At 68.0% G+C, this 24929-nt stretch carries 28 protein-coding genes; 24 read left to right on the top strand and 4 right to left on the bottom strand.

What is annotated here, in order from left to right; genetic code table 11:
* The first annotated feature begins 6 nt into the window (after window positions 1-6).
* From B2742_RS12495 to hflX, 4 genes are all read left to right on the top strand, one after another.
* Complete coding sequence (locus B2742_RS12495) at window positions 7-1422, top strand: sigma-54-dependent transcriptional regulator (protein WP_292066787.1); 1416 nt, start codon at window positions 7-9, stop codon at window positions 1420-1422.
* Window positions 1419-2282 (top strand): D-amino-acid transaminase, encoded by an 864-nt coding sequence (locus B2742_RS12490; protein ID WP_292066785.1) that lies wholly within the window; start codon window positions 1419-1421, stop codon window positions 2280-2282. The genes B2742_RS12495 and B2742_RS12490 overlap by 4 nt, the downstream gene beginning before the upstream one ends.
* Window positions 2283-2390: 108 nt before the next feature.
* Window positions 2391-2636 carry an RNA chaperone Hfq gene (gene hfq, locus B2742_RS12485; RefSeq protein WP_292066782.1) on the top strand — a complete coding sequence of 82 codons (246 nt, stop codon included), beginning with the start codon at window positions 2391-2393 and terminating at the stop codon, window positions 2634-2636.
* Window positions 2637-3950, top strand: coding sequence for a GTPase HflX (gene hflX, locus B2742_RS12480; RefSeq protein WP_292066778.1), 1314 nt, complete (start codon window positions 2637-2639; stop codon window positions 3948-3950). It begins immediately after the preceding gene.
* Window positions 3951-4128: 178 nt separating this feature from the next.
* On the opposite strand, the gene mazG is transcribed toward hflX, so the two are convergent.
* Together mazG and B2742_RS12470 are read right to left on the bottom strand one after the other, a co-directional pair.
* Window positions 4129-4914 carry a nucleoside triphosphate pyrophosphohydrolase gene (mazG, locus tag B2742_RS12475; protein WP_292066775.1) on the bottom strand — a complete coding sequence of 262 codons (786 nt, stop codon included), beginning with the start codon at window positions 4912-4914 and terminating at the stop codon, window positions 4129-4131.
* Entirely contained in the window at window positions 4911-6287 is a 1377-nt protein-coding gene (locus tag B2742_RS12470; protein ID WP_292066771.1) for an MFS transporter, read from the bottom strand. Before B2742_RS12470 ends, mazG begins: the two co-directional genes overlap by 4 nt.
* Before the next feature lie 143 nt (window positions 6288-6430).
* Here B2742_RS12470 and B2742_RS12465 point away from each other — a divergent pair, with 143 nt between their 5' ends.
* The 3 genes from B2742_RS12465 to ygiD all read left to right on the top strand — a co-directional run bounded on the left by B2742_RS12465 (window position 6431) and on the right by ygiD (window position 8600).
* Entirely contained in the window at window positions 6431-7309 is an 879-nt protein-coding gene (locus tag B2742_RS12465) for a D-alanyl-D-alanine carboxypeptidase family protein (RefSeq protein WP_292066768.1), read from the top strand.
* On the top strand, window positions 7306-7773 hold the full coding sequence (locus tag B2742_RS12460; protein WP_292066765.1) for a hypothetical protein: 468 nt from the start codon (window positions 7306-7308) through the stop codon (window positions 7771-7773). The genes B2742_RS12465 and B2742_RS12460 overlap by 4 nt, the downstream gene beginning before the upstream one ends.
* Window positions 7774-7844: 71 nt before the next feature.
* A complete protein-coding gene (gene ygiD / locus B2742_RS12455) occupies window positions 7845-8600 on the top strand; it encodes a 4,5-DOPA dioxygenase extradiol (protein ID WP_292066762.1) in 756 nt (251 codons plus the stop codon).
* On the opposite strand, the gene B2742_RS12450 is transcribed toward ygiD, so the two are convergent.
* Together B2742_RS12450 and B2742_RS12445 are read right to left on the bottom strand one after the other, a co-directional pair.
* Window positions 8597-9016, bottom strand: a complete 420-nt coding sequence (locus B2742_RS12450; protein WP_292066761.1) for a DoxX family protein — start codon at window positions 9014-9016, stop codon at window positions 8597-8599. The genes ygiD and B2742_RS12450 overlap by 4 nt on opposite strands.
* 83 nt (window positions 9017-9099) lie before the next feature.
* Entirely contained in the window at window positions 9100-10659 is a 1560-nt protein-coding gene (locus B2742_RS12445; RefSeq protein ID WP_292066759.1) for an AMP-binding protein, read from the bottom strand.
* A 206-nt stretch (window positions 10660-10865) separates the two neighbouring features.
* On the opposite strand from B2742_RS12445, the gene B2742_RS12440 reads away from it, so the two are divergent.
* The 17 genes from B2742_RS12440 (at window position 10866) to B2742_RS12360 (ending at window position 24916) form a co-directional block, all read left to right on the top strand.
* The gene (locus B2742_RS12440) at window positions 10866-12407 is read left to right on the top strand and encodes a hypothetical protein (RefSeq protein ID WP_292066758.1); all 1542 of its coding nucleotides are present in this window, start codon (window positions 10866-10868) and stop codon (window positions 12405-12407) included.
* Between the two features lie 77 nt (window positions 12408-12484).
* On the top strand, window positions 12485-13447 hold the full coding sequence (gene lipA / locus B2742_RS12435) for a lipoyl synthase (protein ID WP_292066757.1): 963 nt from the start codon (window positions 12485-12487) through the stop codon (window positions 13445-13447).
* Between the two features lie 6 nt (window positions 13448-13453).
* Window positions 13454-13909: a type II toxin-antitoxin system RatA family toxin gene (locus tag B2742_RS12430; RefSeq protein ID WP_292066755.1), complete on the top strand. Its 456-nt coding sequence runs from the start codon at window positions 13454-13456 to the stop codon at window positions 13907-13909.
* Window positions 13906-15018 (top strand): NAD(P)/FAD-dependent oxidoreductase, encoded by a 1113-nt coding sequence (locus B2742_RS12425; protein ID WP_292066752.1) that lies wholly within the window; start codon window positions 13906-13908, stop codon window positions 15016-15018. The genes B2742_RS12430 and B2742_RS12425 overlap by 4 nt, the downstream gene beginning before the upstream one ends.
* Complete coding sequence (locus tag B2742_RS12420) at window positions 15011-15541, top strand: GNAT family N-acetyltransferase (RefSeq protein WP_292066750.1); 531 nt, start codon at window positions 15011-15013, stop codon at window positions 15539-15541. The genes B2742_RS12425 and B2742_RS12420 overlap by 8 nt, the downstream gene beginning before the upstream one ends.
* A 31-nt stretch (window positions 15542-15572) precedes the next feature.
* Window positions 15573-16100 (top strand): GNAT family N-acetyltransferase, encoded by a 528-nt coding sequence (locus B2742_RS12415; RefSeq protein ID WP_292066749.1) that lies wholly within the window; start codon window positions 15573-15575, stop codon window positions 16098-16100.
* A 110-nt stretch (window positions 16101-16210) separates the two neighbouring features.
* Entirely contained in the window at window positions 16211-16393 is a 183-nt protein-coding gene (gene rpmF, locus B2742_RS12410; protein WP_284220375.1) for a 50S ribosomal protein L32, read from the top strand.
* Window positions 16394-16487: 94 nt separating this feature from the next.
* On the top strand, window positions 16488-17099 hold the full coding sequence (locus B2742_RS12405; protein ID WP_292066745.1) for a hypothetical protein: 612 nt from the start codon (window positions 16488-16490) through the stop codon (window positions 17097-17099).
* A 77-nt stretch (window positions 17100-17176) separates the two neighbouring features.
* Window positions 17177-18457 carry a phosphopyruvate hydratase gene (gene eno, locus B2742_RS12400; RefSeq protein WP_292066743.1) on the top strand — a complete coding sequence of 427 codons (1281 nt, stop codon included), beginning with the start codon at window positions 17177-17179 and terminating at the stop codon, window positions 18455-18457.
* Window positions 18458-18595: 138 nt separating this feature from the next.
* A complete protein-coding gene (locus B2742_RS12395) occupies window positions 18596-19372 on the top strand; it encodes a helix-turn-helix transcriptional regulator (protein ID WP_292066742.1) in 777 nt (258 codons plus the stop codon).
* Window positions 19373-19450: 78 nt separating this feature from the next.
* Window positions 19451-19927: a nuclear transport factor 2 family protein gene (locus B2742_RS12390; protein ID WP_292066740.1), complete on the top strand. Its 477-nt coding sequence runs from the start codon at window positions 19451-19453 to the stop codon at window positions 19925-19927.
* 135 nt (window positions 19928-20062) lie between these two features.
* Window positions 20063-20380 carry an FtsB family cell division protein gene (locus B2742_RS12385; protein ID WP_414633067.1) on the top strand — a complete coding sequence of 106 codons (318 nt, stop codon included), beginning with the start codon at window positions 20063-20065 and terminating at the stop codon, window positions 20378-20380.
* A gap of 112 nt (window positions 20381-20492) precedes the next feature.
* A complete protein-coding gene (gene pdhA / locus B2742_RS12380; RefSeq protein WP_292066735.1) occupies window positions 20493-21518 on the top strand; it encodes a pyruvate dehydrogenase (acetyl-transferring) E1 component subunit alpha in 1026 nt (341 codons plus the stop codon).
* Window positions 21515-22897: a pyruvate dehydrogenase complex E1 component subunit beta gene (locus B2742_RS12375; RefSeq protein ID WP_292066731.1), complete on the top strand. Its 1383-nt coding sequence runs from the start codon at window positions 21515-21517 to the stop codon at window positions 22895-22897. The genes pdhA and B2742_RS12375 overlap by 4 nt, the downstream gene beginning before the upstream one ends.
* On the top strand, window positions 22894-23196 hold the full coding sequence (locus tag B2742_RS12370) for a DUF5076 domain-containing protein (protein WP_292066730.1): 303 nt from the start codon (window positions 22894-22896) through the stop codon (window positions 23194-23196). Before B2742_RS12375 ends, B2742_RS12370 begins: the two co-directional genes overlap by 4 nt.
* The gene (locus B2742_RS12365) at window positions 23193-24491 is read left to right on the top strand and encodes a pyruvate dehydrogenase complex dihydrolipoamide acetyltransferase (RefSeq protein WP_292066727.1); all 1299 of its coding nucleotides are present in this window, start codon (window positions 23193-23195) and stop codon (window positions 24489-24491) included. The genes B2742_RS12370 and B2742_RS12365 overlap by 4 nt, the downstream gene beginning before the upstream one ends.
* A gap of 17 nt (window positions 24492-24508) precedes the next feature.
* Window positions 24509-24916 (top strand): hypothetical protein, encoded by a 408-nt coding sequence (locus B2742_RS12360; RefSeq protein ID WP_292066726.1) that lies wholly within the window; start codon window positions 24509-24511, stop codon window positions 24914-24916.
* Window positions 24917-24929: the final 13 nt, after the last annotated feature.

Below are 24929 nucleotides of genomic sequence, written 5' to 3'. Positions count from 1 at the left end.
GGCGATATGCGATCCACGGGAGCCGACATTCTGGTCGTCGATGACGAGGCCGACATCCGCGAGTTGGTGTCCGGCCTGCTCGAGGACGAAGGCCACGGCGTGCGCGTCGCTTCCAACTCGGACGAGGCCCTCGCCGCGATCCGGGCCCGGCGGCCATCGCTGGCCCTGCTCGATATCTGGATGCAGGGCGGCGGGCTGGACGGGCTCGAACTGCTTGACGTCATCAAGGAGCTCGATCCCGACCTGCCCGTGGTGATGATCTCGGGCCACGGCAATATCGAGACGGCGGTCACGGCGCTGCAGCGCGGGGCCTATGACTTCATCGAGAAACCCTTCAAGTCCGATCGGCTGGTGGTCGTTGTTCAGCGCGCGCTCGAGGCGACCTCGCTGAAGCGCGAGAACCGGCGGCTGCGCGCCCAGGTCGCGGCCCCGACGGGCTTCATCGGCCGTTCGGCGGCGGCCCAGGCGCTGCGCAGCACCATCGCCAAGGTTGCGCCTGCCAACAGCCGGGTCCTGATCTCCGGTCCGCCCGGTTCCGGCAAGGAGCTGGTGGCGCGTCAGATCCACGAGGCCAGCGCCCGGTCCAAGGGCGAGTTCGTCGCCATCGCCGCCGCCGGCATGACCCCTGAGCGCCTGGATCTCGAACTGTTCGGCGAAGAGGGCCATGACGGCCGCCCGCGCAAGATCGGCGTCTTCGAGCGGGCTCACAACGGCACCCTCTATCTCGATGATGTCGGCGACATGCCGCGCGAGAGCCAGAGCCGGGTCCTGCGGGTGCTGGTCGAGCAGCGCTTCCGCCGGGTCGGCGGCGAGCAGGACGTCCAGGTCGACATCCGCGTGGTCACCTCGACCTCGCGCGACCTCAAGGCCGAGATCGCCGAGGGCCGGTTCCGCGAGGACCTGTTCCATCGCCTCAATGTCGTGCCGATCCGGGTCCCGGCCCTGTCGGAGCGGCGCGAGGATATCCAGGAACTGATCGACTATTTCATCGACACCCTGTCGGTGTCCCAGGGGCTGACCAAGCGGCGGCTGGGCGACGACGCCATCGCCGTGCTGCAGGTCCATCCCTGGCCGGGTAACGTTCGCCAGCTGCGCAACAACGTCGAACGGCTGCTGATCCTGGCCACCGGCGATCCCGATGAGCCGATCAGCGCCGACATGCTGCCGCAAGAGGCGACCAACGCCAATTCGACCGGCACCCTCGGCGGCGAACGCATCATCGCCCTGCCGTTGCGCGAGGCCCGCGAGGTGTTCGAGCGCGAATATCTGGCGGCCCAGATCATGCGTTTCGGTGGCAATATCTCCCGCACCGCGGCCTTCATCGGCATGGAGCGCTCGGCCCTGCACAGGAAGCTGAAGTCGCTCGGCGTCTCGCCGTCCCGCGGCGGCGAGGACGATATCGAGGAGCCTGTCGAGGCATGAGCCGCGTCGCCTATGTCAACGGCCAGTACCAGCCGCACGGCCAGGCCACGGTCCATGTCGAGGACCGCGGCTTCCAGTTCGCTGACGGGGTCTATGAGGTCTGGTCGGTGTTCGACGGCCGGCTGGCTGATTTCGACGGACACATGACCCGCCTGCACCGCAGCCTCAACGAGCTGCGCATCCCCATCCCGATGACGCGCGAGGCCCTGGCCCGGGTGCTGAACGAGACGGTGCGCCGCAATCGGGTGCGCGAGGGGCTGGTCTATATCCAGGTCACGCGCGGCACGGCCCGTCGCGACCACCCGTTCCCGCCCGAGGGCACGGCGCCCAGCGTCGTGGTCACCGCCCGCTCCCTGCCGCTGTCGAAGGGCAACGCCAGCGCGAAGAAGGGCGTGGCCGTGATCACCCAGCCGGACATCCGCTGGGGCCGTTGCGACATCAAGACGGTCGGGCTGCTGGCCAACGTCCTGGCCAAGCAGGCGGCGAAGGAACGCGGCGCCGCCGAGGCCTGGATGGTCGATGAAATGGGGCTGGTCACGGAGGGTTCGTCCACCAACGCCTGGATCGTCGACGAGCACGGCAAGCTACGGACGCGGGATACCCAGGCCAACATCCTGCAGGGCATCACCCGGGCCGCGGTCATACAACTGATCGCCGACGAAGGGCTCGAACTGGAAGAGCGGGCCTTCTCGGTGGACGAGGCCAAGCGCGCGCGCGAGGCCTTCTACACCTCCGCCAGCGGCTTCGTCATGCCGGCGACCTCGATCGACGGGGTGAAGATCGGCGACGGCAAGCCCGGCCCGATCGCGACCCGTCTGCGCACCCTGTACCTTGACCGGGCGATCCGCGACGCCATCTAGGCGTTGCGGCCCCGCGCGGGCGGTGGCTAAGGTGAGAGGCCGGACATTCGATCCAGCCCCGCGCCGCTCCCTCGGCCGGAGAACAAGCAAGAACAGGCTGAACCTGCCATGTCGCAAGACAAGTCCAAGAACCTTCAGGACACCTTCCTCAACAGCGTCCGAAAGACCAAGACGCCGCTGACCATCTTCCTGGTCAATGGCGTCAAGCTGCAGGGCATCGTGACCTGGTTCGACAACTTCTGTGTGCTGCTGCGTCGCGATGGCCAGTCGCAGCTGGTCTACAAACACGCCATCTCGACCATCATGCCGTCCGCGCCCGTGCAGCTGTACGAGCCCGACGCCGAAGAAGACTGATTGACCCAGAAACATATCGACCACGCCGTCCCCCTGATCCGGGCCGTCGTCATCCACCCCGAACGCTCCGACTCCGGGGCGAGTGAAAGCTCGCGCCAGTCGGTCGAACGTCTGGAAGAGGCCGTCGGCCTCGCCCGGGCGCTGGACCTCGACGTGCGCGGCGAGGAGATCGTGCGCATCCGCAAGGTCACGCCCGCCACCCTGTTCGGCTCGGGCAAGGTGGATGAACTGGCCGCCCTGGTCCGCGCCGCCGAGGCCGAGGCGGTGGTCATCGACGACCAGTTGTCGCCGGTGCAGCAGCGCAATCTGGAAAAGGCCTGGGACTGCAAGGTCATCGACCGCACCGGCCTGATCCTCGAGATCTTCGGCCGCCGCGCGCGGACCAAGGAAGGCCGGCTGCAGGTCGAACTGGCCCGGCTGGATTATGAGAAGTCGCGGCTGGTCCGGACCTGGACCCACCTCGAGCGGCAGCGCGGCGGCACCGGCTCGACCGGCGGGCCCGGCGAAACGCAGATCGAACTCGACCGCCGCCTGATCGCCGACCGCATCGTCAAGCTGAAGGTCGAGCTTGACGAGGTGCGCCGCACCCGCGGCCTGCACCGCAAACAGCGCCAGAAGGTGCCGTTCCCGACCATCGCCCTGGTCGGCTACACCAACGCCGGCAAGTCGACCCTGTTCAACAGGCTGACCGGCTCGGACGTGGTGGCCAAGGACCTGCTGTTCGCCACCCTCGACACGACCCAGCGCACCATCCGCCTGCCGCAGGGCCGTCCGGCCATCGTCGCCGACACCGTCGGCTTCATCTCCGACCTGCCGCACGAACTGGTCGAGAGCTTCCGGGCGACCCTGGAAGAGGTGGGCGAGGCCGACCTGATCCTGCACGTCCGCGACATCGCCTCACCCGACAGCGAGGCGCAGTCGAAGGACGTCGAGGCGGTGCTGAAACAGATCGAGACCCCGGAGGGCAAGACCCGCCGGGTGCTGGAGGTCTGGAACAAGATCGACCTGCTCGACGACGAGGCCCGCGAGGCCGTGTTTGGTCAGGCCGAACGCCTGGCCCGTGACGGCAAGGCGGTCGCCGTCTCGGCCTGGACCGGGGAGGGGATCGAACCCCTGCGCGAGACCATCGCGGGCCTGATCGACGACGACCCGGAGACGGTGCTGGTGCTGGACCCGTCGCAGGGGGAGGCGCTGGCGTGGCTGTATGAGAACGGGCGGGTTACGGGGCGCGAAACGGACGACGAGGGCCGGACGCATGTGACGGTGCGCCTGCACCCGGCGGCGCTGGGACGGTTCGAGCGGCAGTTCGGGTAACCGCGCCCCTCTCCCGTTGGGAGAGGGCTTGAGCGCTCGGGAGCGCAGCGATCGGCTGCGCGAAAGGGTGAGGGGCGGCTGGCTGGTCGCTAGCGGTCCGGCTCAGGCCGACTTCTGAAGTCGACCCTCATCCGGCCCTTCGGGCCACCTTCTCCCAAAGGGAGAAGGGTAGAGAGGGTCAGGCCCGTTCCGCCGCCTTCGCCGCGTCCCACAGCCCGTCCATCTCGGCCAGATCACTCTGCTCCGGTCCGCGCCCGTCCTTCGCCAGCGCCGCCTCGATAAACCCGAACCGCCGCACGAATTTCGCGTTCGCCCCGCGCAGCGCGTCCTCCGGCTCCACCCCCAGCTTCCGCGCCAGATTGGCCACCACGAACAGCAGGTCGCCGACCTCGTCGCGGGCCTTGTCGAGATCGCCGGCGGCGATCTCGACGCGCAGTTCCGCCACCTCCTCGTGCAGCTTGTCGAACACCTCGTCGGTCGAGGGCCAGTCGAAGCCGACGCGGGCGGCGCGTTTGGTCAGTTTGGCGGCGCGGGCAAGGGCGGGCAGGCCGACGGGGACGTCGTCGAGCACGCCGTGCTGGGCCTTGGCCACGCGTTCAGCGGCCTTGATGTCCTCCCAGCGCGCCTTCTGGGCCACGCCGTCCGGTTTCGCCGCCTCGTCCCCGAAAACATGCGGATGCCGGCGTTCCAGCTTGTCGGCGATGGCGTTGGCCACGTCGTCGAAGGCGAACAGCCCCTGTTCCTCGGCCATGCGGGCGTGAAAGACGGTTTGGAACAGCAGGTCGCCGAGCTCGGATTTCAGCTCGTCCATGTCGCCGCGCTCGATGGCGTCGGCGACCTCATAGGCCTCCTCCAGCGTATAGGGGGCGATGGTGGCGAAGGTCTGCTCCACGTCCCACGGACAGCCGCCCACCGGGTCGCGCAGCTTCGCCATGATGCCGATGAGACGGTCGATCGGCCTCATGCGGCGGCGCCGTCGCGCGCTTCCAGCGCCTTGCGGATTTCGTCGTGGCGGGCTGGCGTCAGCGGATAGCCCTTCAGCACCAGGGCGGCCGCCGCCAGCAACAGGCCGGGCACGGCGATGAAGAGTATCTGCAGCGTCAGCAGCGAGCTCTCGCTGTTGCCTTCGACCCCCGGAATGGCGCGGAAGCCGACCCCCTGCAGGATCAGATAGGGGATCAGCGCCACGACATGGCCGATCTTGGTCGTGGCCGACAGAATGGAGAACATCAGGCCCGTCCGGTCCACGCCCGTGTCCAGCCGGACCTCGTCGCCCGCATCCGCCATCATGGCCCGCAGCAGGAACAGGCCGGCGGCATAGGGCAGGCCGGCGATGAACATGGCGGCGGCGGTCAGGGCGAAATTGCCGCCCGGGACCAGGGTCGCGCCGATGTAGAAGACGGCGAACACCAGGCTGGCGGTCGCCAGCGCCCTGTCCTTGCCGATCTTCGTCGCCAGCCAGGCCCAGAACGGCGCCCCGACGAGTCCGGCTACGAAATAGAACAGCATGAACAGCGACGCCTGGGTGTGGTCGTAGCCCTTTACCTGGCCGAAGAAGAAGAACAGCAGCGAGCCGGTGATGCCCGGCGCCACGCCCAACAGCAGGTCGGCGAACAGCAGCTTGCGCACCGTCTTCTTGCCGAACAGGCCGAGGTAGGCCTTCGGGCCGCCGTGCGGCGCCGCGCCGGCGTTGACGGGCTCGGGCACGACGAACATGGCCAGACCGATGGTGACCGGCAGGGCGATCATGATGGCCCAGCCCATGATGCGCACGCCGTCGGCGTAGTCGCCGATGCCGGTCTTCACCACCACCGTCGGCAGGATCAGGATCAGGATCACGCCGATGATGTTGAACACCTGCCACCAGCCATAGACGCGGCTGCGCTGGTCGTATTGCGGGGCCAGCACCGCGGCCCAGCCCAGCTGACCCAGCGTCCCGATCGAGAAACCGAGATAGAGCACCAGCAGCCAGCCAAAGAGGTAGGCGGCGCCGGCGCCCGGCTGGACCAGCACGAACATCATCAGGGCCGACAACATCAGGATCGGCGTCGAGATCGCCATCCACGGGCGGTATCGGCCCCAGCGGGTCTTCGTCTTGTCCATGCCCCAGCCGATGAAGGGGTCGAAGACAATGTCGATCAGCCGCACCGCCATGAAGACCGCCGCGACCACCCCCAGCTCCAGCCCCACATAGGTGGCGTAGAACTCGGGCAGGGTCACCGGCAGGGCGACGCCGAAGGCCGCCAGCGGCAGGCAGGGGCCGGAGAAGGCGGCGAGGATGGCGTTGGAACGGCGCGGCGTCGCGGGCGCGGCGGCGATCGGGGCGGCGTCGGTCATGCGGGCGTCCGGCGATCCGGCCCTGAGTCGGCCGTGGCTCCACCATGCCGCCTTTGCGCGCGCCACGCGAGCCGTCCCCGGGCTGGTTCTGGCGCAACGTGAAGGGCCTTGCGGCGGACACAGAGACAGGCTCAGCTTCCGCCATGCCGATGCGCCTGTTCCTGCTGCTTATCAGCGCCCTCGCGACCCTGCTGGTCGCCGGGCCGGCCCGGGCGCAGGCCGAGTTCTGCGACCGTCAGATCGAGGACTGGGGCGGCCCCGCCCTGGCCAACGGCATCTCGCTGCACGCGCTGGAATGGGCCCCGTTCGGCTCGGCCGAATGGGGGTGGGAGACCTATGTGCCCCTGATTCAGCAGGAGCTGGGCACCGGCTGCGCCGCCAGTTCGCCGATCTTCGCGCGACGGCTCGCGGATTTCCAGACGGCGCATCAACTGCCCTCGACCGGCGTCTTCGACCCGCCCACCTTCCATACCTTCCGCGGACTGTGGCAGGAGCGGCGGCCCTTCATCATGGCCCGGGTGCGCGACGAGCCCTGTCCCGACCCTCCGCCGCTGTACCAGCTCGGCTATCTGGTGGCCGAGGAGGAGCACGCCGACCGCCTGACCCGCCTGCTGCGCCGCGATGTGCTCGAGGCCTATCGCCAGATGGTCGCCGCCGCCCGGGCCGAGGTTCCGGAAGTCGCCAATGACCCGGAACTGCTGCAGATCTTCTCCGGCTTCCGCGACCCCGCGGCCGATGCGGCGCGGTGCGCGGCCTCGGGCAACTGCGACGGCGTGCGCCGCGCCGTCTGTTCGCCGCACCGCACCGGGACGGCGGTGGACCTCTATGTCGGCCAGGTCATCGGCCTCGGCGTCGACAACACCTCGCCGCCCAGCCGCCTGCACATGAGCCGCGGCGCCACCTATCGCTGGCTGGTGAAGAACGCCGGCCGGTTCGGCTTCGTCCCCTATGCCTTCGAGCCCTGGCACTGGGAGTGGGTCAGTCCGGCGAGCGGCTACGCCGGACCGCCGCCGCCATCGTGATCCGGGGCCTTACGGACGGAGAACGGGCCCTGGCGATCGAGGCCTTCGGTGATGCCCTGGCGCTCGACTCCGTCCGCTTCCTGCCCGCGCCCTGGCCTTTCGACCGGGCCTTTGTGCCCGGGCGCTGGGTCGGACGGGACTGGATCGTCTGGCCTGCACTCACCCTGCCGGTCGACATCTCGACCGCGGCCCTGAAGCTTCAGGCCCTTCTGGTGCATGAACTGACGCATGTCTGGCAGGCGCAGCAGGGGGTCAATCTGCTGACCGGCAAGATCCGGGCGGGCGATCGGCCGGCCTCTTATGAATACCCGGTCGGGGTGGACTGCGACTGGGGCGGCCTGAACATCGAGCAGCAGGCCATGGTGGTCGAGCACCGGTTTCGCCTGACGCGGGGCCAGCCCGTTCCGGCGGACCCGGCCTTCTATGATCGTGTCTGCCCGATCGGTCCCCGGATCGGTGCGTGAGCCTTGCGTCGCCTGCCGCCCAGCCCATATTAGAAACACACACTGTTTCTAATAGACTGAGGCGAACCCTGATGCGCCAGCCCGCGATCTTCTTCGGCCACGGCTCACCGATGAACGCCCTTGGCGGGCCGTATGCGGACGCCTGGCGTGCTCTGGGAGAGGCTGTGGGCAAGCCGAAGGGCGTGGTCATGATCTCGGCCCATTGGGAGACGAACGGCCTGGCCGTGACGGCACAGTCGAATCCCGAAACCATCCATGATTTCGGTGGTTTCCCCGATCAATTGCATGCGGTGCAGTATCCGGCTCCGGGCTCGCCCGAGCTGGCGGCGCGGGTCTCGGCACTGACCGGGGCGACCCCGACGACGCAGTGGGGCCTCGATCACGGGACCTGGTCTGTGCTGGCCCATGTCTGGCCCGCGGCCGATGTTCCGGTGGTGCAGCTGTCGCTGGATCGCAGCCTCGACGCGCGCGGCCATCATGCGCTGGCGAAGCGGCTGACGGCGCTGCGGGACGAGGGGATCATCATCGCCGGCTCGGGCGACTTCGTGCACAATCTACGCACCTGGAAGCGGGCGGGGGGCGAGCCCTACGACTGGGCCGGGCGCTTCAACGAAGCGGTCAAGGCGGCCTTGCTGCGCGGCGACGACGACGCCCTGATCGACTGGGTCGGTCTGGCTGAGGACGCCCAGTTGAGCGTCCCGACCGACGAACACTATCTGCCGCTGCTCTACGTCGCCGCCCAGCGCAGGCCGGGCGACGACGTCAGCTTCTTCAACGACGTCATCGAGGGTGGATCGATCTCGATGACGGGCGTGCGGATCGGTTAGGCGAGGTCGGTCTTGCGCTTCAGAACGTGGTCCACGGCCCAGGCGCCCGGTCCGGCGAAGGCGAGGTAGAGGAAGACCCAGCAGTACAGCGCCGCCAGTTCGCCCTGATTGACCATCGGGAAGAAGGAGGCTCCGCCGAACTGCCAGTGGAACTGGGCATAGGCCACGGCCATCATGCCTGACATGAGGAAGGCGACCGGGCGGGTGAACAGCCCCAGCACGATCATCGCCCCGCCGACCAGCTCCAGAACCCCGCCGACGCCCATCTGGCTGGCGATGTCGAACGGACCCATCGCGGGCGCCGGGAAGCCGAAGATCTTCTGCGCGCCGTGCTGCATGAACATCAGGCCGGAGACGATGCGCAGGCCCGCCAGCGCCTTGTCCGAATGGGGGTCGAGTCTGGAGAACAGGCTCATGGGGTCAGTTCCTTCCGTCACCGGCCCGGCTCGGACCGCTCGTCATATTGAAACTGTTACTGTTGCAGTCAAGAGCTTGACCGTCAGGCGGCCTTTTCCAGCTCGGCCATCTGCTGGATGCGGACATAGTCGGTCTTACCCGTGCCCAGCACCGGCACCTCGGCCACGCGGAGGATCTTCTTGGGCACGGCCAGTTCGGGCGCGCCGTGGCTGCGGGCCCATTCGGCCAGGCGGGCGACGTCGGCGTCGCGCCGGTCGGTGACCAGCACCAGCTTCTCGCCCTTGCGGCTGTCGGGAATGGCGACGACGGCGTGGCGCGAGTCGGGCCAGACTGCGCTGGCCAGCCCCTCGACCGCCGTCAGCGACACCATCTCCCCCCCGATCTTGGCGAACCGCTTCACCCGCCCGAGGATCGAGACATAGCCGTCCTTGTCGATATCCACGATGTCGCCCGTGTCATGCCACCCGCCCGGAAGCGGATCGACGCTTCCAGGGTTATCGGCCGACAGATAGCCCCGCATGACATTGGGCCCGCGCAGGAACAGCCGCCCGCCGTCGGGGATGCCGTCGACCGGGTCGATCCGCCACTCCATGCCGGGCATCATCTGGCCGACCGTGCCCGGACGATTGCGATCCGGGTGGTTCACCGCCACCACGGGCGCCGCCTCGGTCGCGCCATAGCCTTCCAGCAGCTTCAGGCCGTGGAAGCGGGTGTTGAACAGGTGATGGGTCTCGGGCCGCACCTTCTCGGCCCCGGCGACGACGAACTGCAGGGTGGCGAAATCGTCCGGCGCGGCGACGCGGGCGTACTGGTTCAGGAAGGTGTCGGTCGCGAACAGGATCGACGCCTTCACGTCCGGCAGCAGTTCGACGATCTGTTTGGCGTGCAGGGGCGACGGATACTGGAACGCCTTCATCCCGTGCAGGATCGGCAGCAGCACCCCGCCCGTCAGGCCGAAACAGTGGAAGGTCGGCAGCGGGTTGAACATCACCCATTCGGGCAACAGGTCGATATGCTGGGCCACCTGACGGCAGTTGGCGACCAGGTTCCACTGGCTCAGCACCACGCCCTTGGGTGCCCCGAAACTGCCCGAGGTGAACAGCACCACGCCCGGCGAGGACGGGTCGGTCTTCACCCGGAACCGCTTGGGCATCATCCCGGCCATGAGGCCGTACAGCTTGTCGGGCAGGCCGATGGTCTTGCGCACGTCGTCCAGCCAGACGATTTCGGCGACCGTGGCCAGATCGTCCAGCAGGTCTTCCAGCTTGGCCTGGTTCACGAACCGTTTGGCGCAGAGGATCTTCTTCACCCCGGCGGCCCGGATCGCCGCCTTGATGTTGGCCTGGCCCGAGGTGAAGTTGAGCATCACCGGCACCCGGCCGTGGGCGTGCAGGCCGTAGTAGGTGACCACCACCCCCATGCTGGACGGCAGCAGGATGCCGACCCGCTCGGCCGGTTCGGTCATGGCGGCGATCTTGCGGCCCAGAACGAAGGCGGCCCGGATCAGGCCGGTGTAGGTCAGCGGTTTGCGATCGAGATCCTCGAGGATTTCCTTGTCGCCGTACCTGTCGCGCGCGGCGATCAGGCTATCGAAAACAGTCTGTTCGCCGTCCTTGGCATCGAGGGCTACGCGCAAGTCCATCCTCCGTGCGGATGCGGTTGGCCCGCGCCCTTTGTCTTCAACAACCAAACTAGAGCCGCCACGCCGCATTGAAAAGGTGCGTTACCTTGCGTGAAACCGAAGGCGTCCGTCCGGCGGCTGATGGAATCTGACCCCGGTCGCCGAGCCTCTGGAATTCGATCACTGTTCTCTCTAATCCTGTCAGGCTCAGGGGGCAGGGAAAGCGCGTGACCGGGAAGGAACCGCCGCCGAAATTGACCGAACTGCCGGCGGCCTACGCGGCCGGTCCGGCGCCGGGTCTGCCGCCCTGGTTCCTGAAATCCATCGCCTGGACGGGCGCCCTCGGGGTTCTTACGGCCAACCTCTCGGTCCTGCTGCCGCACATTGCATCGCTGCGGACCGCCCTGCAGGAATCCTTCGGCCTCATCGCCTTCGAGAGCTTCAGCACCTTCGCGGGGGCCCTGATGGTTCTCGGCCTCGGGGCCGGCTATTTCTGCGGTTGCGCCCTGTTGTACTTCCTCTGGGTCCGCAAGCGGCCGAAGTTCAAACTGCCCTTTCTGATCGGCGCTGGCCTGCTGGCGCCTTTCGTCCTGTTCGTCAGCCTGAGCCTGCGGCCGGCGAGCGATCTGGGGCCGATGCAGTCGGAGCGGCTCGCCGAACTTCTGGCCATGGTCGACCAGAACTACGTCAGCGCCGGCGCCAGCCATGGCGGCTACTGGTTTGCGACCGACAACGCCTCCATGGGCCCACAGGGCTGGACCACCGCCCAGGTCCTGTCCGGCGTGCTGCAGGCCCCCTCCAGCGCCGAAGGCCGCTCCCAGACCGTCGAGCGGGTCCGGCGCAGCCTCGCCTATATCGAATCCATCCGGCAGCCGAACGGCTGGGGCTATCAGGACGGGGCGAAGACCACGGTCACGGAAATCATCGGCTGGGTGGCGACGGCCGAGGCGCTGGCCCTGCATCCGGACCCGCATCAGCCGGTCTGGTCGCCGGCGGAAGAGGGGCCGGCCCGCGACCGGCTGTTCAAGGACCTCGCCGAACTGGCCGGCCGCCAGCACGCCGACGGCGGCTGGGGGCCGCTGTCGCCGACCGCTCAGCGGGAACACCAGCGCACCTATTCCACCGTCGTCAGCATGATGGCCTTCCTCGCGGCGCGGGACGCCGACCTCGTGCGCGGCGACGCCCGCTGGACCTATGACAACGACATCCGTCGCGGCGCCCGCTGGCTGATGTTGAACGCCACCGAGGGACAGGAGGGCGCCAAGGGCTGGTGGCCCAACCCCTATGTGCGGCGGACCGACGGGGACTGTCTCGGCCTGACCTCCCAGGTCATGTACGTCCTCGCCCACGTCGATCGGTCACTGGGCCTGCGCCCCTATGACGCCGCCTTCGCCGAGCTGCGCACCGGCTATCTGCGCCGGCTGCGCGAGGGCGACGGCCAGTTCGCCTCGATCCAGAAGCGGCCGCTGGACATGAACTGCCAGCTTCAGGACAGCGAATCCTACCTGTTCGGCCAGCCCGACTTCACTCTCGAGCGTTCCACCTTCCTCTGGTACCCATGGACGATGGCGGCGGTCAGCGAACTGTCGCGGTCGTCCAGCCTGTCGGGCGACGAGCGCAACCGGCTGGCGGTGCTGGACGACATCCTGACCCGCCGCCTGCCCGAGATGACGCAGAAGGACCTCGAGAACACCGTCCTGTATCCGACCGCCGAGACCTTGTTCGGCCTCGGCGTCCACATGCGCACCGACGCCGTGCTGAATCCCTAGGTCGCCCTCCGCCACCTTGCCTTTGACGGCCGAAAGACCGACATAGCCGCTCTGGCAAGGAGCCCTGTTCCCCGGCGATGGTCACGCTGATCGACACCCTGACGAAGACGCCGGCCGAGCTGCGTCACCCGGAGAAGCAGAACCGCCCCGAGACGGCGGTGCTGAAGAAGCCCGACTGGCTGCGCGTCAAGGCGCCCGGCTCGGGCCAGTACAACGCCACCAAGGCCATCGTGAAGGACAAGGGCCTCGTCACCGTCTGCGAGGAGGCCGCCTGCCCGAACATCGGCGAGTGCTGGAGCCAGAAGCACGCCACCCTGATGATCATGGGCGACACCTGCACCCGCGCCTGCGCCTTCTGCAACGTCAAGACGGGCCTGCCCCAGCCGCTGGACCCGGAAGAGCCCGGCAAGGTCGGTCTGGCGGTCGCTCAGCTGGGTCTGAACCACGTCGTGATCACCTCGGTCGATCGGGATGACGTTTCCGACGGCGGCGCGGCGCATTTCGCCGAGGTCGTCCGCCAGATCCGCCTTCAGGCCCCGAACACCACCATCGAAATCCTGACGCCCGACTTCCTGCGCAAGGACGGGGCGGCCGAGGTGATGATCGACGCCACCCCGGACGTCTTCAACCACAACCTCGAGACCGTGCCGCGGCTGTATCTGAAGATCCGGCCCGGGGCCCGCTACTTCCACTCCCTGCGCCTGCTGCAGATGGTCAAGGAGCGCGACCCCAACCAGTTCACCAAGTCCGGCATCATGGTCGGCCTGGGCGAGACCCGCGAAGAGGTCATGCAGGTGATGGACGACATGCGCTCGGCCGGCGTCGACTTCATCACCATCGGCCAGTATCTGCAGCCGACCCGCAAACACGCCGCCATCGACCGGTTCGTCACCCCCGACGAGTTCAAGGCCTATGAGGCCATCGCCCGGGCCAAGGGCTTTCTGATGGTGTCGTCCTCGCCCCTGACCCGCAGTTCGCACCACGCCGGCGACGACTTCGCGCGGCTGCGGGCGGCGCGTCTGGCGCATACCGGACGCTGAGCCCGCTTGGCCGTCCACCGCGTCACCAAAACCCTGCCCTACACGCCAGCCCAGCTGGCCGCGCTGGTCGCGGACGTGCGCGCCTATCCCGAGTTCGTGCCCTGGGTCACCGCCATGCGGACCTGGAGTCCGCGCGAGGAAGCGCCCGGCGTCAGCCTGATCGACGCCGAGGCGGCGGTGGGCTTCTCCTTCCTCAAGGAGCGGTTCTCGACCTGGGTGCGGCATGACCGCAACCGCGACATGGTCGAGGTCGGCCTGATCCGCGGACCGTTCAAACATCTGAAGAACCGCTGGGAATTCTTCCCGGACCCGGCCGGCACACGCGTCGAGTTCATGATCGACTTCGCCTTCAGGTCGCGGCTGCTCGACGCCATGCTGCACGCCAATTTCGACCGGGCGGTCGGCAAGTTGATGCACTGTTTCGAACAGCGGGCGGCGGCGCTCTACGGCTCGAAGGCGTGAGCTTCGACTTCGACGCGACGGTGGTGGGCGCCGGCGCGGTCGGTCTCGCCTGCGGCCGGGCGCTGGCGAAACGCGGCCTGGCGGTGCTCGTGCTGGAGAAGGAGCCCCACATCGGTCAGGGCGTCTCCTCGCGCAATTCCGAAGTCATCCACGGCGGCCTCTACTATCCGACCGGGTCGTTGAAGGCCCGGTTCTGTGTCGAGGGTCGGCGGGCGCTCTACGCCTTCCTCGACAGCCACAAGGTCGATCACCGCAAATGCGGCAAGCTGGTCGTGGCCACGGATGAAACCGAGGTCGAGCGCATCGAGGCCATCTTCGTCCAGGCGACCGCCAACGGCGTGGAGGGGCTCGAACATCTGACCGGCGCCCAGGCCCGGGCGCTGGAACCGGGCCTGAACGCCCACGCCGCCATCCTGTCGCCCGAGAGCGGCGTGTTCGACAGCCACGGCTATATGCTGGCCCTCGAGGGCGAGATCGGCGAGGCGGGCGGCTCAGTGGTCGTCTCAACCCCGTTCGAACGGGCGGAGCCGCTGCCCGGCGGCGGTTTCACGATCATCGCGGGCGGGGAGGGCGGGGCGACCCTGACTACCCGTCTGCTGGTCACGGCTCCCGGCCTCGGCGCACAGGCCGTGGCGGCCCGGATCGAGGGCTATCCCGCCGACCGCATCCCCGCCGGCCATTTCGGCAAGGGCGTCTATTTCCGCCTGACCGGCAAGGCGCCGTTCGAGCGGCTGATCTATCCGCCGCCCATACCCGGCGCGCTCGGCACCCACTACCGCAAGGATCTGGGCGGACAGGCCGTGTTCGGCCCCGACCTCGCCTATGTCGAGACCGAGGACTATTCGGTCGACGCCGCCAAGGCGGCCGAGTTCGAGGGCTATATCCGTCGATTCTGGCCCGGCCTGCCCGCCGGCGCCCTGACCCGCGACTACGCCGGCATCCGCCCCAAACTGCACGGGCCGGGCGAGCCGCAGCCGGATTTCCAGCTGCACGGCCGCGACGTCCATGGCCTCGACGGGCTGGTCGCCCTGTTCGGCATCGAAAGCCCCGGCCTGACAAGCTCGCTTGCGATCGGCGAGGCGGTCAGCGAAATGCTGGCCCATGACTGAGATCGACATCCGCGCCGCTACGACGGCCGACATCCCGGCCCTGCACCGGCTTGTCGAAAGCGCCTACCGGGGCGAGGCCTCGCGCGCGGGCTGGACCACCGAGGCCGATCTGCTGGACGGCCAGCGCACCGACCCGGAGGAACTGGCCGACATCCTCGCCGATCCGAAGCAGGCCCTGCTGACCGCCTGGCTTGGCGATGGCCTGGTCGGCTGCGTCCTGATCGCGGACCGCGGGGATTCAACGGGCTATCTCGGCATGCTGTCCGTCAGTCCGACTCTGCAGGGAAGCGGCCTGGGCCGGCGACTGGTCGCGGCCGCCCACCGCGGTCTGGCCGAACGATTCGGCGCGCGTCAGGTTCGCATCTCGGTCTTCCCGTATCGGGAGGCGCTGGTCGGCTGGTATCAACGCCTCGGCTATGCGCCGACGGGCGAGACGCTGCCGTTTCCTTATGATGACCCGCGCTCCGGGATTCCGCTCAGAGACGACCTGCATTTCATCGTCCTCAGCCGCCCTCTGCCTTGACCGTTCCGGCGCGGCCTTGCACTGGGCGGGGATGGAGATCCGCACCCCCCGCCTGACCCTGCGCTCCGCCCGCCCGGATGATCTGGCGGCGATGCACGCCGTCCTGTCCGATCCACGCGCCACCCGCTGGTGGTCGACCCCGCCGCACGAGACCCTGGAGCAGACCAAGGCCTGGATGGACGGCATGATCGCCAACGGTCCCGACCATCCGGACTTCGTCATCGAGCTGGACGGACGGGTGATCGGCAAGGCCGGCTTCTACGCCATGCCGGACATCGGCTACATCCTGCATCCCGACGTCTGGGGGCGGGGACTGGCGGGGGAGGCGGCGGCGGCGGCCATTGACCACGTCTTCGGCGCCCATGACGTCGACACCCTGACCGCCGATGTCGATCCTGAGAACGCCGCCTCGATTCGCTTGCTGGAGCGCCTGGGCTTCGTCCCGTCCGGTTCGGGCGAGCGGACCTGGAACGTCGGCGGCGAGTGGAAGGACAGCCTTTACTACGCCCTGTCGCGTGCGGACCGGGCGGCGAAGAGGGCGGCGCAAGCTCCCGCTTGAACTCCGGCCCGGGTTGAGGCATAAGCCCGCCCTCGCAGGCGGCTCTTTCGGGCCGCCGCTGTTGTTTTCGCGCCTCCTCCGGCGCCACCCTTGAGAAGATTGAGACGGACATGGCCGTTCCGAAGCGCAAAGTATCGCCCTCGCGTCGCAACATGCGCCGCTCGCACGACTCGCTGGGCTCCAACCCGCACGTCGAGGACAAGGACACGGGCGAGCTGCGCCGCTCGCACCACATCGACCTGAAGACCGGCACCTATCGCGGCCGCCAGGTCCTGACGCCCAAGGAAGACTAGGTCCTTCCAGACCGGTTTTTCGACTGAATGACGGCGCGCGGTTCACCGCGCGCCGTTTTCGTGCGTTGTAGCTCCGAACCCGAGGAGTTGCCCCATGATCCGCACCCTGATGCTGACCTCCGCCGTCCTGATGCTGGCCGCCTGCGGTGCGCCGGAGTCCGAGCCCGCCCCGGCCGCGCCGCCGGCGGCGCCGGACGCCCCCGTCACCCCCGTCGACGCCAACGCCCTGACCGCCCAGGGCTGGGGTCCGTTGCGCATCGGCATGACCAAGGCCGAGGTCGAGGCGGCGCTGGGCGCTGACAGCAACCCGGGGTCGGTCGGCGGCGCGGAGCCGGAGGTCTGTGACCAGTGGCGGCCCGAGCGCGCGCCGGCCGGCCTGCTGGTCATGATCCAGGACGGCGTCCTGACGCGCATCTCCGTCGCCGAGCCTTCGACGCTGAAGACCGATCGCGGCTTCGGCGTCGGCGACACAGCCGTGGCGATCAAGACGGCCTACGGCGCCGGCGCGGTGTCACAGCCCCACAAATATTCCGCCGCCCCGGCCGAGGACATCTTCGTCTGGGCTTCCGGCGGGCCCGCGACGCCCAACGCCTATGTCCAGAACGCGGCGGCGCGCGGGGTTCGCTACGAGATCGACGGCGCGGGCAAGGTCGGCATCATCCATGTGGGCGGACCGTCGATCCAGCTGGTCGAGGGGTGCGCCTGATCCCTGCGGTCTGACGGTTGGCGATTCGGCGGGGGTTGGGCTAAACCCCGGCCACTCCCTGACAGCAGAGCGCTCCCATGACCGACATCGCCGACATCGTCGCCCGCCAGATCCTCGACAGCCGCGGCAATCCGACGGTCGAGGTGGATGTGACCCTGGACGACGGCAGCTTCGGCCGCGCCGCCGTGCCCTCGGGCGCCTCGACCGGCGCCCATGAGGCGGTCGAGCTGCGCGACGGCGACAAGGACCTGTGGGGCGGCAAGGGGGTCGGCAAGGCCGTCGACAACGTCAACGGCGAGATCTTCGATGCCCTCAGCGGCATGGACGCCGAGGACCAGCGCCGCATCGACGAGGCCCTGATCGCCCTCGACGGCACCGAGAACAAGGGCCGGCTGGGCGCCAACGCCATCCTCGGCGTGTCCCTGGCCGTCGCCAAGGCCAGCGCCATCTCTTCGGGCCTGCCGCTGCACCGCTATCTGGGCGGGGTCTCGGCTCGGGTCCTGCCGACGCCGATGATGAACATCATCAATGGCGGAGCCCACGCCGACAACCCGATCGACATCCAGGAATTCATGATCCTGCCGACCGGGGCCGACAGCTTCTCCGAGGCCCTTCGCATGGGCTCGGAGATCTTCCACGCCCTGCGCAAGCAGCTGAAGGACGCCGGACACAACACCAATGTCGGCGACGAGGGCGGCTTTGCCCCCAACCTGGCCTCGGCCGAGGAGGCGCTCAGCTTCATCACCCGCGCCGGCCAGGCCGCCGGCTATCTCGCCGGCGAGGATTTCCACCTCGGCCTCGACGTCGCGGCCACCGAATTCTTCAAGGACGGCAAATACGTCATGGCCGGGGAGGGCAAGACGCTCGAGGCTGACGCCATGGTCAACTACCTTGCCGACCTGTGCGAACGCTTCCCCATCGTCTCGATCGAGGACGGCTGCGCCGAGGACGATTTCGACGGCTGGCGGATGCTGACCGAGCGTCTGGGCGATCGTTGCCAGATCGTCGGCGACGACCTGTTCGTCACCAACCCCGCGCGCCTGGCCGCCGGCATCGGCGAGGGTCTGGCCAATTCGATCCTGATTAAAGTGAACCAGATCGGGACCTTGTCGGAAACTCTTGACGCCGTGGATATGGCGCATCGGGCGGGCTACACCGCCGTGATGAGCCACCGCTCGGGCGAAACCGAGGATTCGACCATCGCCGACCTGGCCGTCGCCACCAACTGCGGACAGATCAAGACCGGCTCGCTGGCGCGCTCCGACCGCACGGCGAAATACAACCAGCTGCTCCGCATCGAGGAGATGCTGGGCGACCAGGGCGCCTATTTCGGCGACGGGATGCTGCTGAACCGGTAGAACGCGGATCGCCGCGGGATCTGGCCGGAGACGGGGGTTGTGGGCATGCGAGCGGCCCTTTCGGCGAGCCTGACAGGTCTGAACAGGCGGGATTCCGGCTCCCGTCGATGCACCTTGCATGACAGTGCGATCGCGCGCGTGACCGACGTTTCCGCCGCAGCACGGGAGCCGCCGTCGGGTCATTCTGATCAGTTTCAGATCGCCCTGCCGTATCACGGATTGTTCGGGTTTCGGGTCGGCAGCCGCGAGGATGTGTTCGACTCCCAGCGTATGCTGTTCGTCACGGCCGGCCGCGACTATGCCGACAGCCACCCCGTCGACGGGCTGGGCCATGCGGCCCTGGTGGTGACGCCAACACCGGCTCTCCTTGAGGAGCTTTGTGGTTCGGCCGCCCCGCGGGATCATCCCGCCTTCCGTTGCGTGGGGCTGCCTGCGAGCGCCGGCATTCGCCTGCGCACCCAGGAGCTTCGCCGACTGGAGCTGGACGGTCCGGATCCATTGCGTGACGAGGAAGCGATCGTATCGGTTCTGGGCCGGGCTCTGGTCGCCGGCTTTCGCGACCCCGCCCGACCCATTCCCCGCGTTATCGACCGGGCGAAGCAGGCGCTGCACGCCTTCGGATTCCAGCGCATGAGCCTTGAGCGGATCGCGGGCGAGGTCGGCGTCTCTCCCGCCTATCTCACCCAGGCGTTTACGCGCGCCGAAGGCCAGCCGCTGTATCGCTACCAGCTGGGCTTGCGGCTGAACCAGGCATTGGTCGAGCTTCCGCACAGCAACGATATCACCGGCCTCGCGCTCGATCTTGGCTTCTCGAGCCACGCCCATTTCAGCACCGCGTTCAAGGCCAGCTTCGGGCAGAGCCCATCGCAGTATCGCGCCTCGGCCCGAAGGCGGCCGCAGGTGCGGGCGGCCTGAGTCCGCGACCATAAGATTCTGGAAGTCCGGTTCCGGAGGCATCGCTAATCCTGAACTCCGCAACCTGGGAGACAGGCGATGAGCCTTCGTTCAATTCTGATTGGCGGGATTTTCTTGATGTCGGTGGTTTCAAGTGGTTCCGCGGCGCGTGCGCAAACCCCTGAGGACGATCGTCGCGCGGTGGCGGCGCTGGACATCGCCTACCAGATGGCGGTGAAGCACAACGATTTCGTCACCATGGACCGGATTCTTCACGAGGATTTCGTGCTGATGCTCGGCGACGGCCGGGCCATCAGCCGGGAGGCCCTGTTCGCCAACGAGCGTCAGACCACCTATCAACAGCAGGACGAGGAGCCAGGCAGTCAAACGGTCAGGCTCTATGGCGATACGGCGATTGTGACCGCCAAACTTTGGCTCAAGGGCGTGAACGCTCACGGGCCATTCGATCGCACGCTCTGGTTCAGCGACACCTATGTTCGAACGGACTCGGGCTGGCGCTACGCCTTCGCCCAGGCTTCCTTGCCCCTTCCGCCGACGGCCACCGCCGCGCCCTAGGGGTGCGCGCGACTTGAACAGGTTCGTGTCTTCGACGCAGGCGTACCGTCAAGCTACGGTTCGTTAGGCATTTTCGGTCAGGATTCATTGATTGTGAGTCCACGCTCAGAAGGAGCGTCTGTAGTGCCCGAACGGATGAAGCCGTATTTTCCCTCCGCCATCCTCCTGTTGCTGGTCGTCTATCTGGGCGTTCAGGCCCTGACGGGTCAGCGCGGCCTGCTGAGCGGGCATGAGCGCGACGCCCTGATGGTCCGGCGCGAGGCGCAACTGGCCGGGATTCTGGAACAGCGGCGCGATCTCGAGGTCCGGGTCCGTTATCTTCGCACCGACAGCCTGTCGCGGGACCTGCTGGAAGAGCGCGCCCGCGCCGTGCTCGGCTTCTCCGATCCGCGCGACTACGTCATCCGGGTGTCCGCGCCGCCCGCGACAAACGGGTCCGCGCCGAGGGCGTGAACTTTCGTTACATCGCCTGAGCCGGCTTTGCCTTTCGGGAACGAAGGCTGCTAAAGCCCCTTTCCGTAACGACAAGAGGCCCTCAACGGTGGGCCCAGCCGGGAGATGACGGATGGCGAAAGCCCCCGCCGCGAAGACTGCGTCCAAGAAGATTCCCAACACGCCCGCAGCGTCCAAGGAGGACCTGCTGCGCTTCTATCGCGAGATGGTGCTGATCCGCCGTTTCGAGGAGCGCGCCGGCCAGCTGTACGGCATGGGGCTGATCGGCGGCTTCTGCCACCTGTACATCGGCCAGGAGGCCGTGGCCGTCGGCGTTCAGGAGAGCGTCAGACAGGGCCACGACAAGATCATCACCGGCTATCGCGACCACGGCCATATGCTGTGCGCCGGCATGGACCCGAAAGAGGTCATGGCCGAGCTGACCGGCCGCATCGGCGGCTCGTCCAAGGGCAAGGGCGGGTCGATGCACATGTTCGACACCGCCACCGGCTTCTACGGCGGCCACGGCATCGTCGGCGCGCAGGTGGCGCTCGGCACGGGTCTGGCCTTCGCCGGCCGCTACCGCGGCGATGACAGCGTCGCGTTCATTTATTTCGGCGACGGCGCGGCCAACCAGGGCCAGGTCTATGAGAGCTTCAACATGGCCCAGCTGTGGAAGCTGCCGGCCATCTACATCATCGAGAACAACCAGTACGCCATGGGCACGAGCATCGAACGCTCGTCGTCGACGACCCGGCTGAGCGAGCGCGGCGCCAGCTTCGGCATTCCCGGCGAACAGGTCGACGGCATGGATGTGCTGGCCGTGCGCGACGCGGTGGCCAAGGCGGTCAAGCGGGCGCGCGAAGGCGGCGGCCCCTTCATCCTCGAGATGAAGACCTACCGCTATCGTGGTCACTCGATGTCGGATCCGGCCAAATACCGGGCCAAGGAAGAGGTCGACGAGGTCAAGAAGACCCGCGACCCGATCGACCACGTCAAGATGCTGCTGGACCAGGCCGGCGCGACCGAGGACGACCTCAAGGCCATCGACGCCGAGATCAAGACGATCGTCGCCGAGGCCGTCCAGTTCGCCCAGGAAAGCCCCGAGCCGGACCCGTCCGAGCTCTATACCGACGTCTATGTGGAGGCCTCAGCGTGACCGACATTCTCATGCCGGCGCTGTCGCCCACGATGGAAGAGGGCACGCTGACCAAATGGCACATCAAGGCGGGCGACACCGTCTCGGCCGGCCAGGTCATCGCCGAGATCGAAACCGACAAGGCCACGATGGAGGTGGAGGCCGTCGATGAGGGCGAGGTGCTGGAAATTCTCGTGGCCGAGGGCTCCGAGAATGTGAAGGTCAACACGCCGATCGCGCGTCTGGCGGGCGAAGAATCGGCAGGGAATTCGACGACGAAATCCGCTGCGACTTCGACGACTTCGGATACGGCTGCGAAGAACCCGGAGACCGCCACGTCTGGCGACCCCGAGAAGGCTCCTGAGCCCGTCGCCGCCGCGACCAAGGTCGAACTGCGAGATCCCGAGATCCCCGCCGACGCCAAACTGGTCAAGACGACCATCCGCGACGCCCTGCGCGACGCCATGGCCGAAGAGATGCGCCGCGACGACAAGGTCTTCCTGATCGGCGAGGAGGTCGCCCAGTACCAGGGCGCCTACAAGGTCAGCCGCGAACTGCTTCAGGAGTTCGGCGACAAGCGGGTCGTCGACACCCCGATCACCGAGCACGGCTTCGCCGGCCTGGGCGTCGGCGCGGCGATGGCCGGGCTGAAGCCGATCGTCGAGTTCATGACCTTCAACTTCGCCATGCAGGCCATCGACCACATCATCAACTCGGCGGCCAAGACCCTGTACATGTCGGGCGGCCAGATCCGCGCCAGCATCGTCTTCCGCGGACCGAACGGCGCCGCCAGCCGCGTCGGCGCCCAGCACAGCCAGGACTATTCGGCCTGGTACGCCAACGTCCCCGGCCTGAAGGTCATCGCCCCCTATGACGCGGCCGACGCCAAGGGGCTGATGAAGGCCGCCATCCGCGATCCCAACCCTGTCGTCTTCCTCGAGCACGAGATGATGTACGGGCTGGAGTTCGACGTGCCCGAGGGCGACTACGTCCTGCCGATCGGCAAGGCCAAGGTTCGCCGCGAGGGGACCGACGTCACCATCACCGCCCACAGCCGCATGGTCGGCTTCGCCCTTCAGGCCGCCGAACAACTGGCCGCCGAGGGCATCTCCTGCGAGGTCGTCGACCTGCGCACCCTGCGTCCGTTGGATCACGAGACGATCGTCGAGAGCGTCAAGAAGACCAGCCGTCTGGTCTCGGCCGAGGAGGGCTGGGGTCCGATGGGGGTCGGCGCCGAGGTCGTGGCCCGGGTCATCGAACACGCCTTCGACTATCTGGATGCGCCGCCGCTGCGGGTGCACCAGGAGGACGTGCCTCTGCCCTACGCCGCCAACCTCGAGGTCCTGTCGCTGCCCGGCGTGGACAAGATCATCAAGGCCGTGAAGCAGGTGATGGCATGACCCACAAATTCGCTCTTCCGGAGCCGCAGGGGCTCGACGCGGCCCCGGTCGACGGGTCGGTGATGGAGCTCGCGCGCGTGTGGGTCTCGCCCAAAGGAGCGCTGATCACGGTCCGCCCGGCCTATGACGATCCCAAGGCGATGGGCATGATGCTGGCCGAGCTGTGCTGGAATTTCGCCCACGCCTACGAGCAGAAGGGCGGCCTCACCCAGCGCCAGGCGCTCGACGCCCTGAAGCAGGGCTGGCTCGAGGGTCACGCCAACGGGGACGCGAACCAGCAGCAGGGGTCGCCGCAATGACCGACATCCTGATGCCCGCCCTGTCGCCCACGATGGAAGAGGGCGTCCTCGCCAAGTGGCACGTCAAGGTCGGCGACACGGTCAAGGCCGGCGACGTCATCGCCGAGATCGAGACCGACAAGGCGACCATGGAGGTCGAGGCCGTCGACGAGGGCGAGGTCGCCGAGATCCTCGTCGCCGAGGGCACGGAGGGCGTGAAGGTCAATACGCCGATCGCGCGGTTGAAGGGCGAGGACGGCGCGGCCGCCAAGGCCCCGTCGAACCCTGCTCCGCAGGCTTCGGTCCCCCCGGCGGGGGGACAATCCGCTCAACCGTCTCCCCCTGCCGGGGGGAGTACCCGCGAAGCGGGGGAGGGGGCGAAAGCCGCCGTACCGGCCAGGACCGACGGCGCCCGCGTCTTCGCCTCGCCGCTGGCGCGCCGTCTCGCGGCCCAGGGCAATATCGATCTGGCTTCGGTCAAGGGCACCGGCCCGCACGGCCGGATCGTCAAGCGCGATCTCGAAGGCGCCCCGACCGGCGCCGCCAAACCGGCTGGCGCCCCGGCTCCGGTCGCCGCCGGCGAGCCCCGCAAGGTCCAGTCCCTGGCCCAGATGGGCATACCCGACGGCAGCTACGACCTCGTCCCGCTGGACGGCATGCGCAAGGCCATTGCCCGGCGCCTGACCGACAGCTTCCGCGACGTGCCGCATTTCCCGCTGACCATCGACTGCCGCATCGACGGCCTGCTGGCCGCCCGCGCCAAGGTCAACGCCCTTCGCGAGAAGGACGGCGGCAAGGTCTCGGTCAACGACTTCGTCATCAAGGCCAGCGCCATGGCCCTGAAGGCCGTGCCCGAGGCCAACGCCAGCTATTCGCCCGAGGGCATAGCGATGCACCACCACGCCGACGTGGCCATGGCGGTGGCCATCGACGGCGGCCTGATCACGCCGATCATCCGCAAGGCCGAGACCAAGTCGCTGTCGCAGATTGCGGCGGAGTCCAAGGACCTGGCCAAACGCGCCCGCGACCGCAAGCTTAAGCCCGAGGAGTTCCAGGGCGGCACCTTCTCGGTCTCCAACCTCGGCATGTTCGGCATCCAGTCCTTCGCCTCGATCATCAACGAGCCCCAGGGCGCGATCATGAGCGTCGGCGTCGGCGAGCAGCGGCCCGTCGTGGTCGACGGCCAGCTGGCGGTCGCCACCGTCATGACCGTCACCCTGACCTGCGACCACCGCGTGGTCGACGGCGCCATCGGCGCAAAGTTCCTCCAGGTCTTCAAGGCGATGATCGAAGATCCCGTGACCATGCTGGCGTAGTCCGGCGCTGAACTGACATGTCCACGCTGCGCGACCTCGCCATCGCCCTCGATCACCGCCCCGGCACCCTCGCCGAGATGGGCGAGGCCTTGGCGCGAGCCGGGGTCAGCATCGAGGGCGGCGGCGCCTGGATCGCCGACGGCGCCGGTGTCGCGCATTTCCTGTTCACCGACGGCCCCACCGCCCGCGCGGCGCTGGAAGCGGCCGGCATCCGCGTGGTCGCCGAGCGCGAGGTGCTGGTGCAGCGGCTGCGGCAGGATGTTCCCGGCCAGCTCGGGCAGCTCACCCGCCGCATGGCCGAGGCCGGCGTCAATATCGAGGTCCTGTACAGCGACCACGACCACCAGATGATCCTCGTGGTGGACGACATGGAACGGGGCCGGGCGGTTTCCGAGGCGTGGACTCGCGAGGCCGGGCCCGGCTAGGCTCCCGCCCGGG

Source organism: Brevundimonas sp. UBA7664 (genome assembly GCF_002483305.1).
Classification (GTDB): Bacteria; Pseudomonadota; Alphaproteobacteria; order Caulobacterales; family Caulobacteraceae; genus Brevundimonas.
Note: the sequence above shows the minus strand (reverse complement) of the source record. Positions and strands in the feature narration are given on the sequence as shown.

Excerpts from the sequence above, each read along its gene's own strand:
- eno (WP_292066743.1), top strand. The coding sequence starts at position 17,177 with ATGACCGACATCGCCGACATCGTCGCCCGCCAGATCCTCGACAGCCGC.
- B2742_RS12405 (WP_292066745.1), top strand. The coding sequence starts at position 16,488 with ATGATCCGCACCCTGATGCTGACCTCCGCCGTCCTGATGCTGGCCGCC.
- pdhA (WP_292066735.1), top strand. The coding sequence starts at position 20,493 with ATGGCGAAAGCCCCCGCCGCGAAGACTGCGTCCAAGAAGATTCCCAAC.
- mazG (WP_292066775.1), bottom strand. The coding sequence starts at position 4,914 with ATGAGGCCGATCGACCGTCTCATCGGCATCATGGCGAAGCTGCGCGAC.
- ygiD (WP_292066762.1), top strand. The coding sequence starts at position 7,845 with ATGCGCCAGCCCGCGATCTTCTTCGGCCACGGCTCACCGATGAACGCC.
- B2742_RS12470 (WP_292066771.1), bottom strand. The coding sequence starts at position 6,287 with ATGACCGACGCCGCCCCGATCGCCGCCGCGCCCGCGACGCCGCGCCGT.
- B2742_RS12390 (WP_292066740.1), top strand. The coding sequence starts at position 19,451 with ATGAGCCTTCGTTCAATTCTGATTGGCGGGATTTTCTTGATGTCGGTG.
- B2742_RS12495 (WP_292066787.1), top strand. The coding sequence starts at position 7 with ATGCGATCCACGGGAGCCGACATTCTGGTCGTCGATGACGAGGCCGAC.
- B2742_RS12490 (WP_292066785.1), top strand. The coding sequence starts at position 1,419 with ATGAGCCGCGTCGCCTATGTCAACGGCCAGTACCAGCCGCACGGCCAG.
- B2742_RS12415 (WP_292066749.1), top strand. The coding sequence starts at position 15,573 with ATGGAGATCCGCACCCCCCGCCTGACCCTGCGCTCCGCCCGCCCGGAT.
- B2742_RS12465 (WP_292066768.1), top strand. The coding sequence starts at position 6,431 with ATGCCGATGCGCCTGTTCCTGCTGCTTATCAGCGCCCTCGCGACCCTG.
- B2742_RS12420 (WP_292066750.1), top strand. The coding sequence starts at position 15,011 with ATGACTGAGATCGACATCCGCGCCGCTACGACGGCCGACATCCCGGCC.
- rpmF (WP_284220375.1), top strand. The coding sequence starts at position 16,211 with ATGGCCGTTCCGAAGCGCAAAGTATCGCCCTCGCGTCGCAACATGCGC.
- hfq (WP_292066782.1), top strand. The coding sequence starts at position 2,391 with ATGTCGCAAGACAAGTCCAAGAACCTTCAGGACACCTTCCTCAACAGC.
- B2742_RS12445 (WP_292066759.1), bottom strand. The coding sequence starts at position 10,659 with ATGGACTTGCGCGTAGCCCTCGATGCCAAGGACGGCGAACAGACTGTT.
- B2742_RS12370 (WP_292066730.1), top strand. The coding sequence starts at position 22,894 with ATGACCCACAAATTCGCTCTTCCGGAGCCGCAGGGGCTCGACGCGGCC.
- B2742_RS12360 (WP_292066726.1), top strand. The coding sequence starts at position 24,509 with ATGTCCACGCTGCGCGACCTCGCCATCGCCCTCGATCACCGCCCCGGC.
- lipA (WP_292066757.1), top strand. The coding sequence starts at position 12,485 with ATGGTCACGCTGATCGACACCCTGACGAAGACGCCGGCCGAGCTGCGT.
- B2742_RS12450 (WP_292066761.1), bottom strand. The coding sequence starts at position 9,016 with ATGAGCCTGTTCTCCAGACTCGACCCCCATTCGGACAAGGCGCTGGCG.
- B2742_RS12385 (WP_414633067.1), top strand. The coding sequence starts at position 20,063 with ATGAAGCCGTATTTTCCCTCCGCCATCCTCCTGTTGCTGGTCGTCTAT.
- B2742_RS12365 (WP_292066727.1), top strand. The coding sequence starts at position 23,193 with ATGACCGACATCCTGATGCCCGCCCTGTCGCCCACGATGGAAGAGGGC.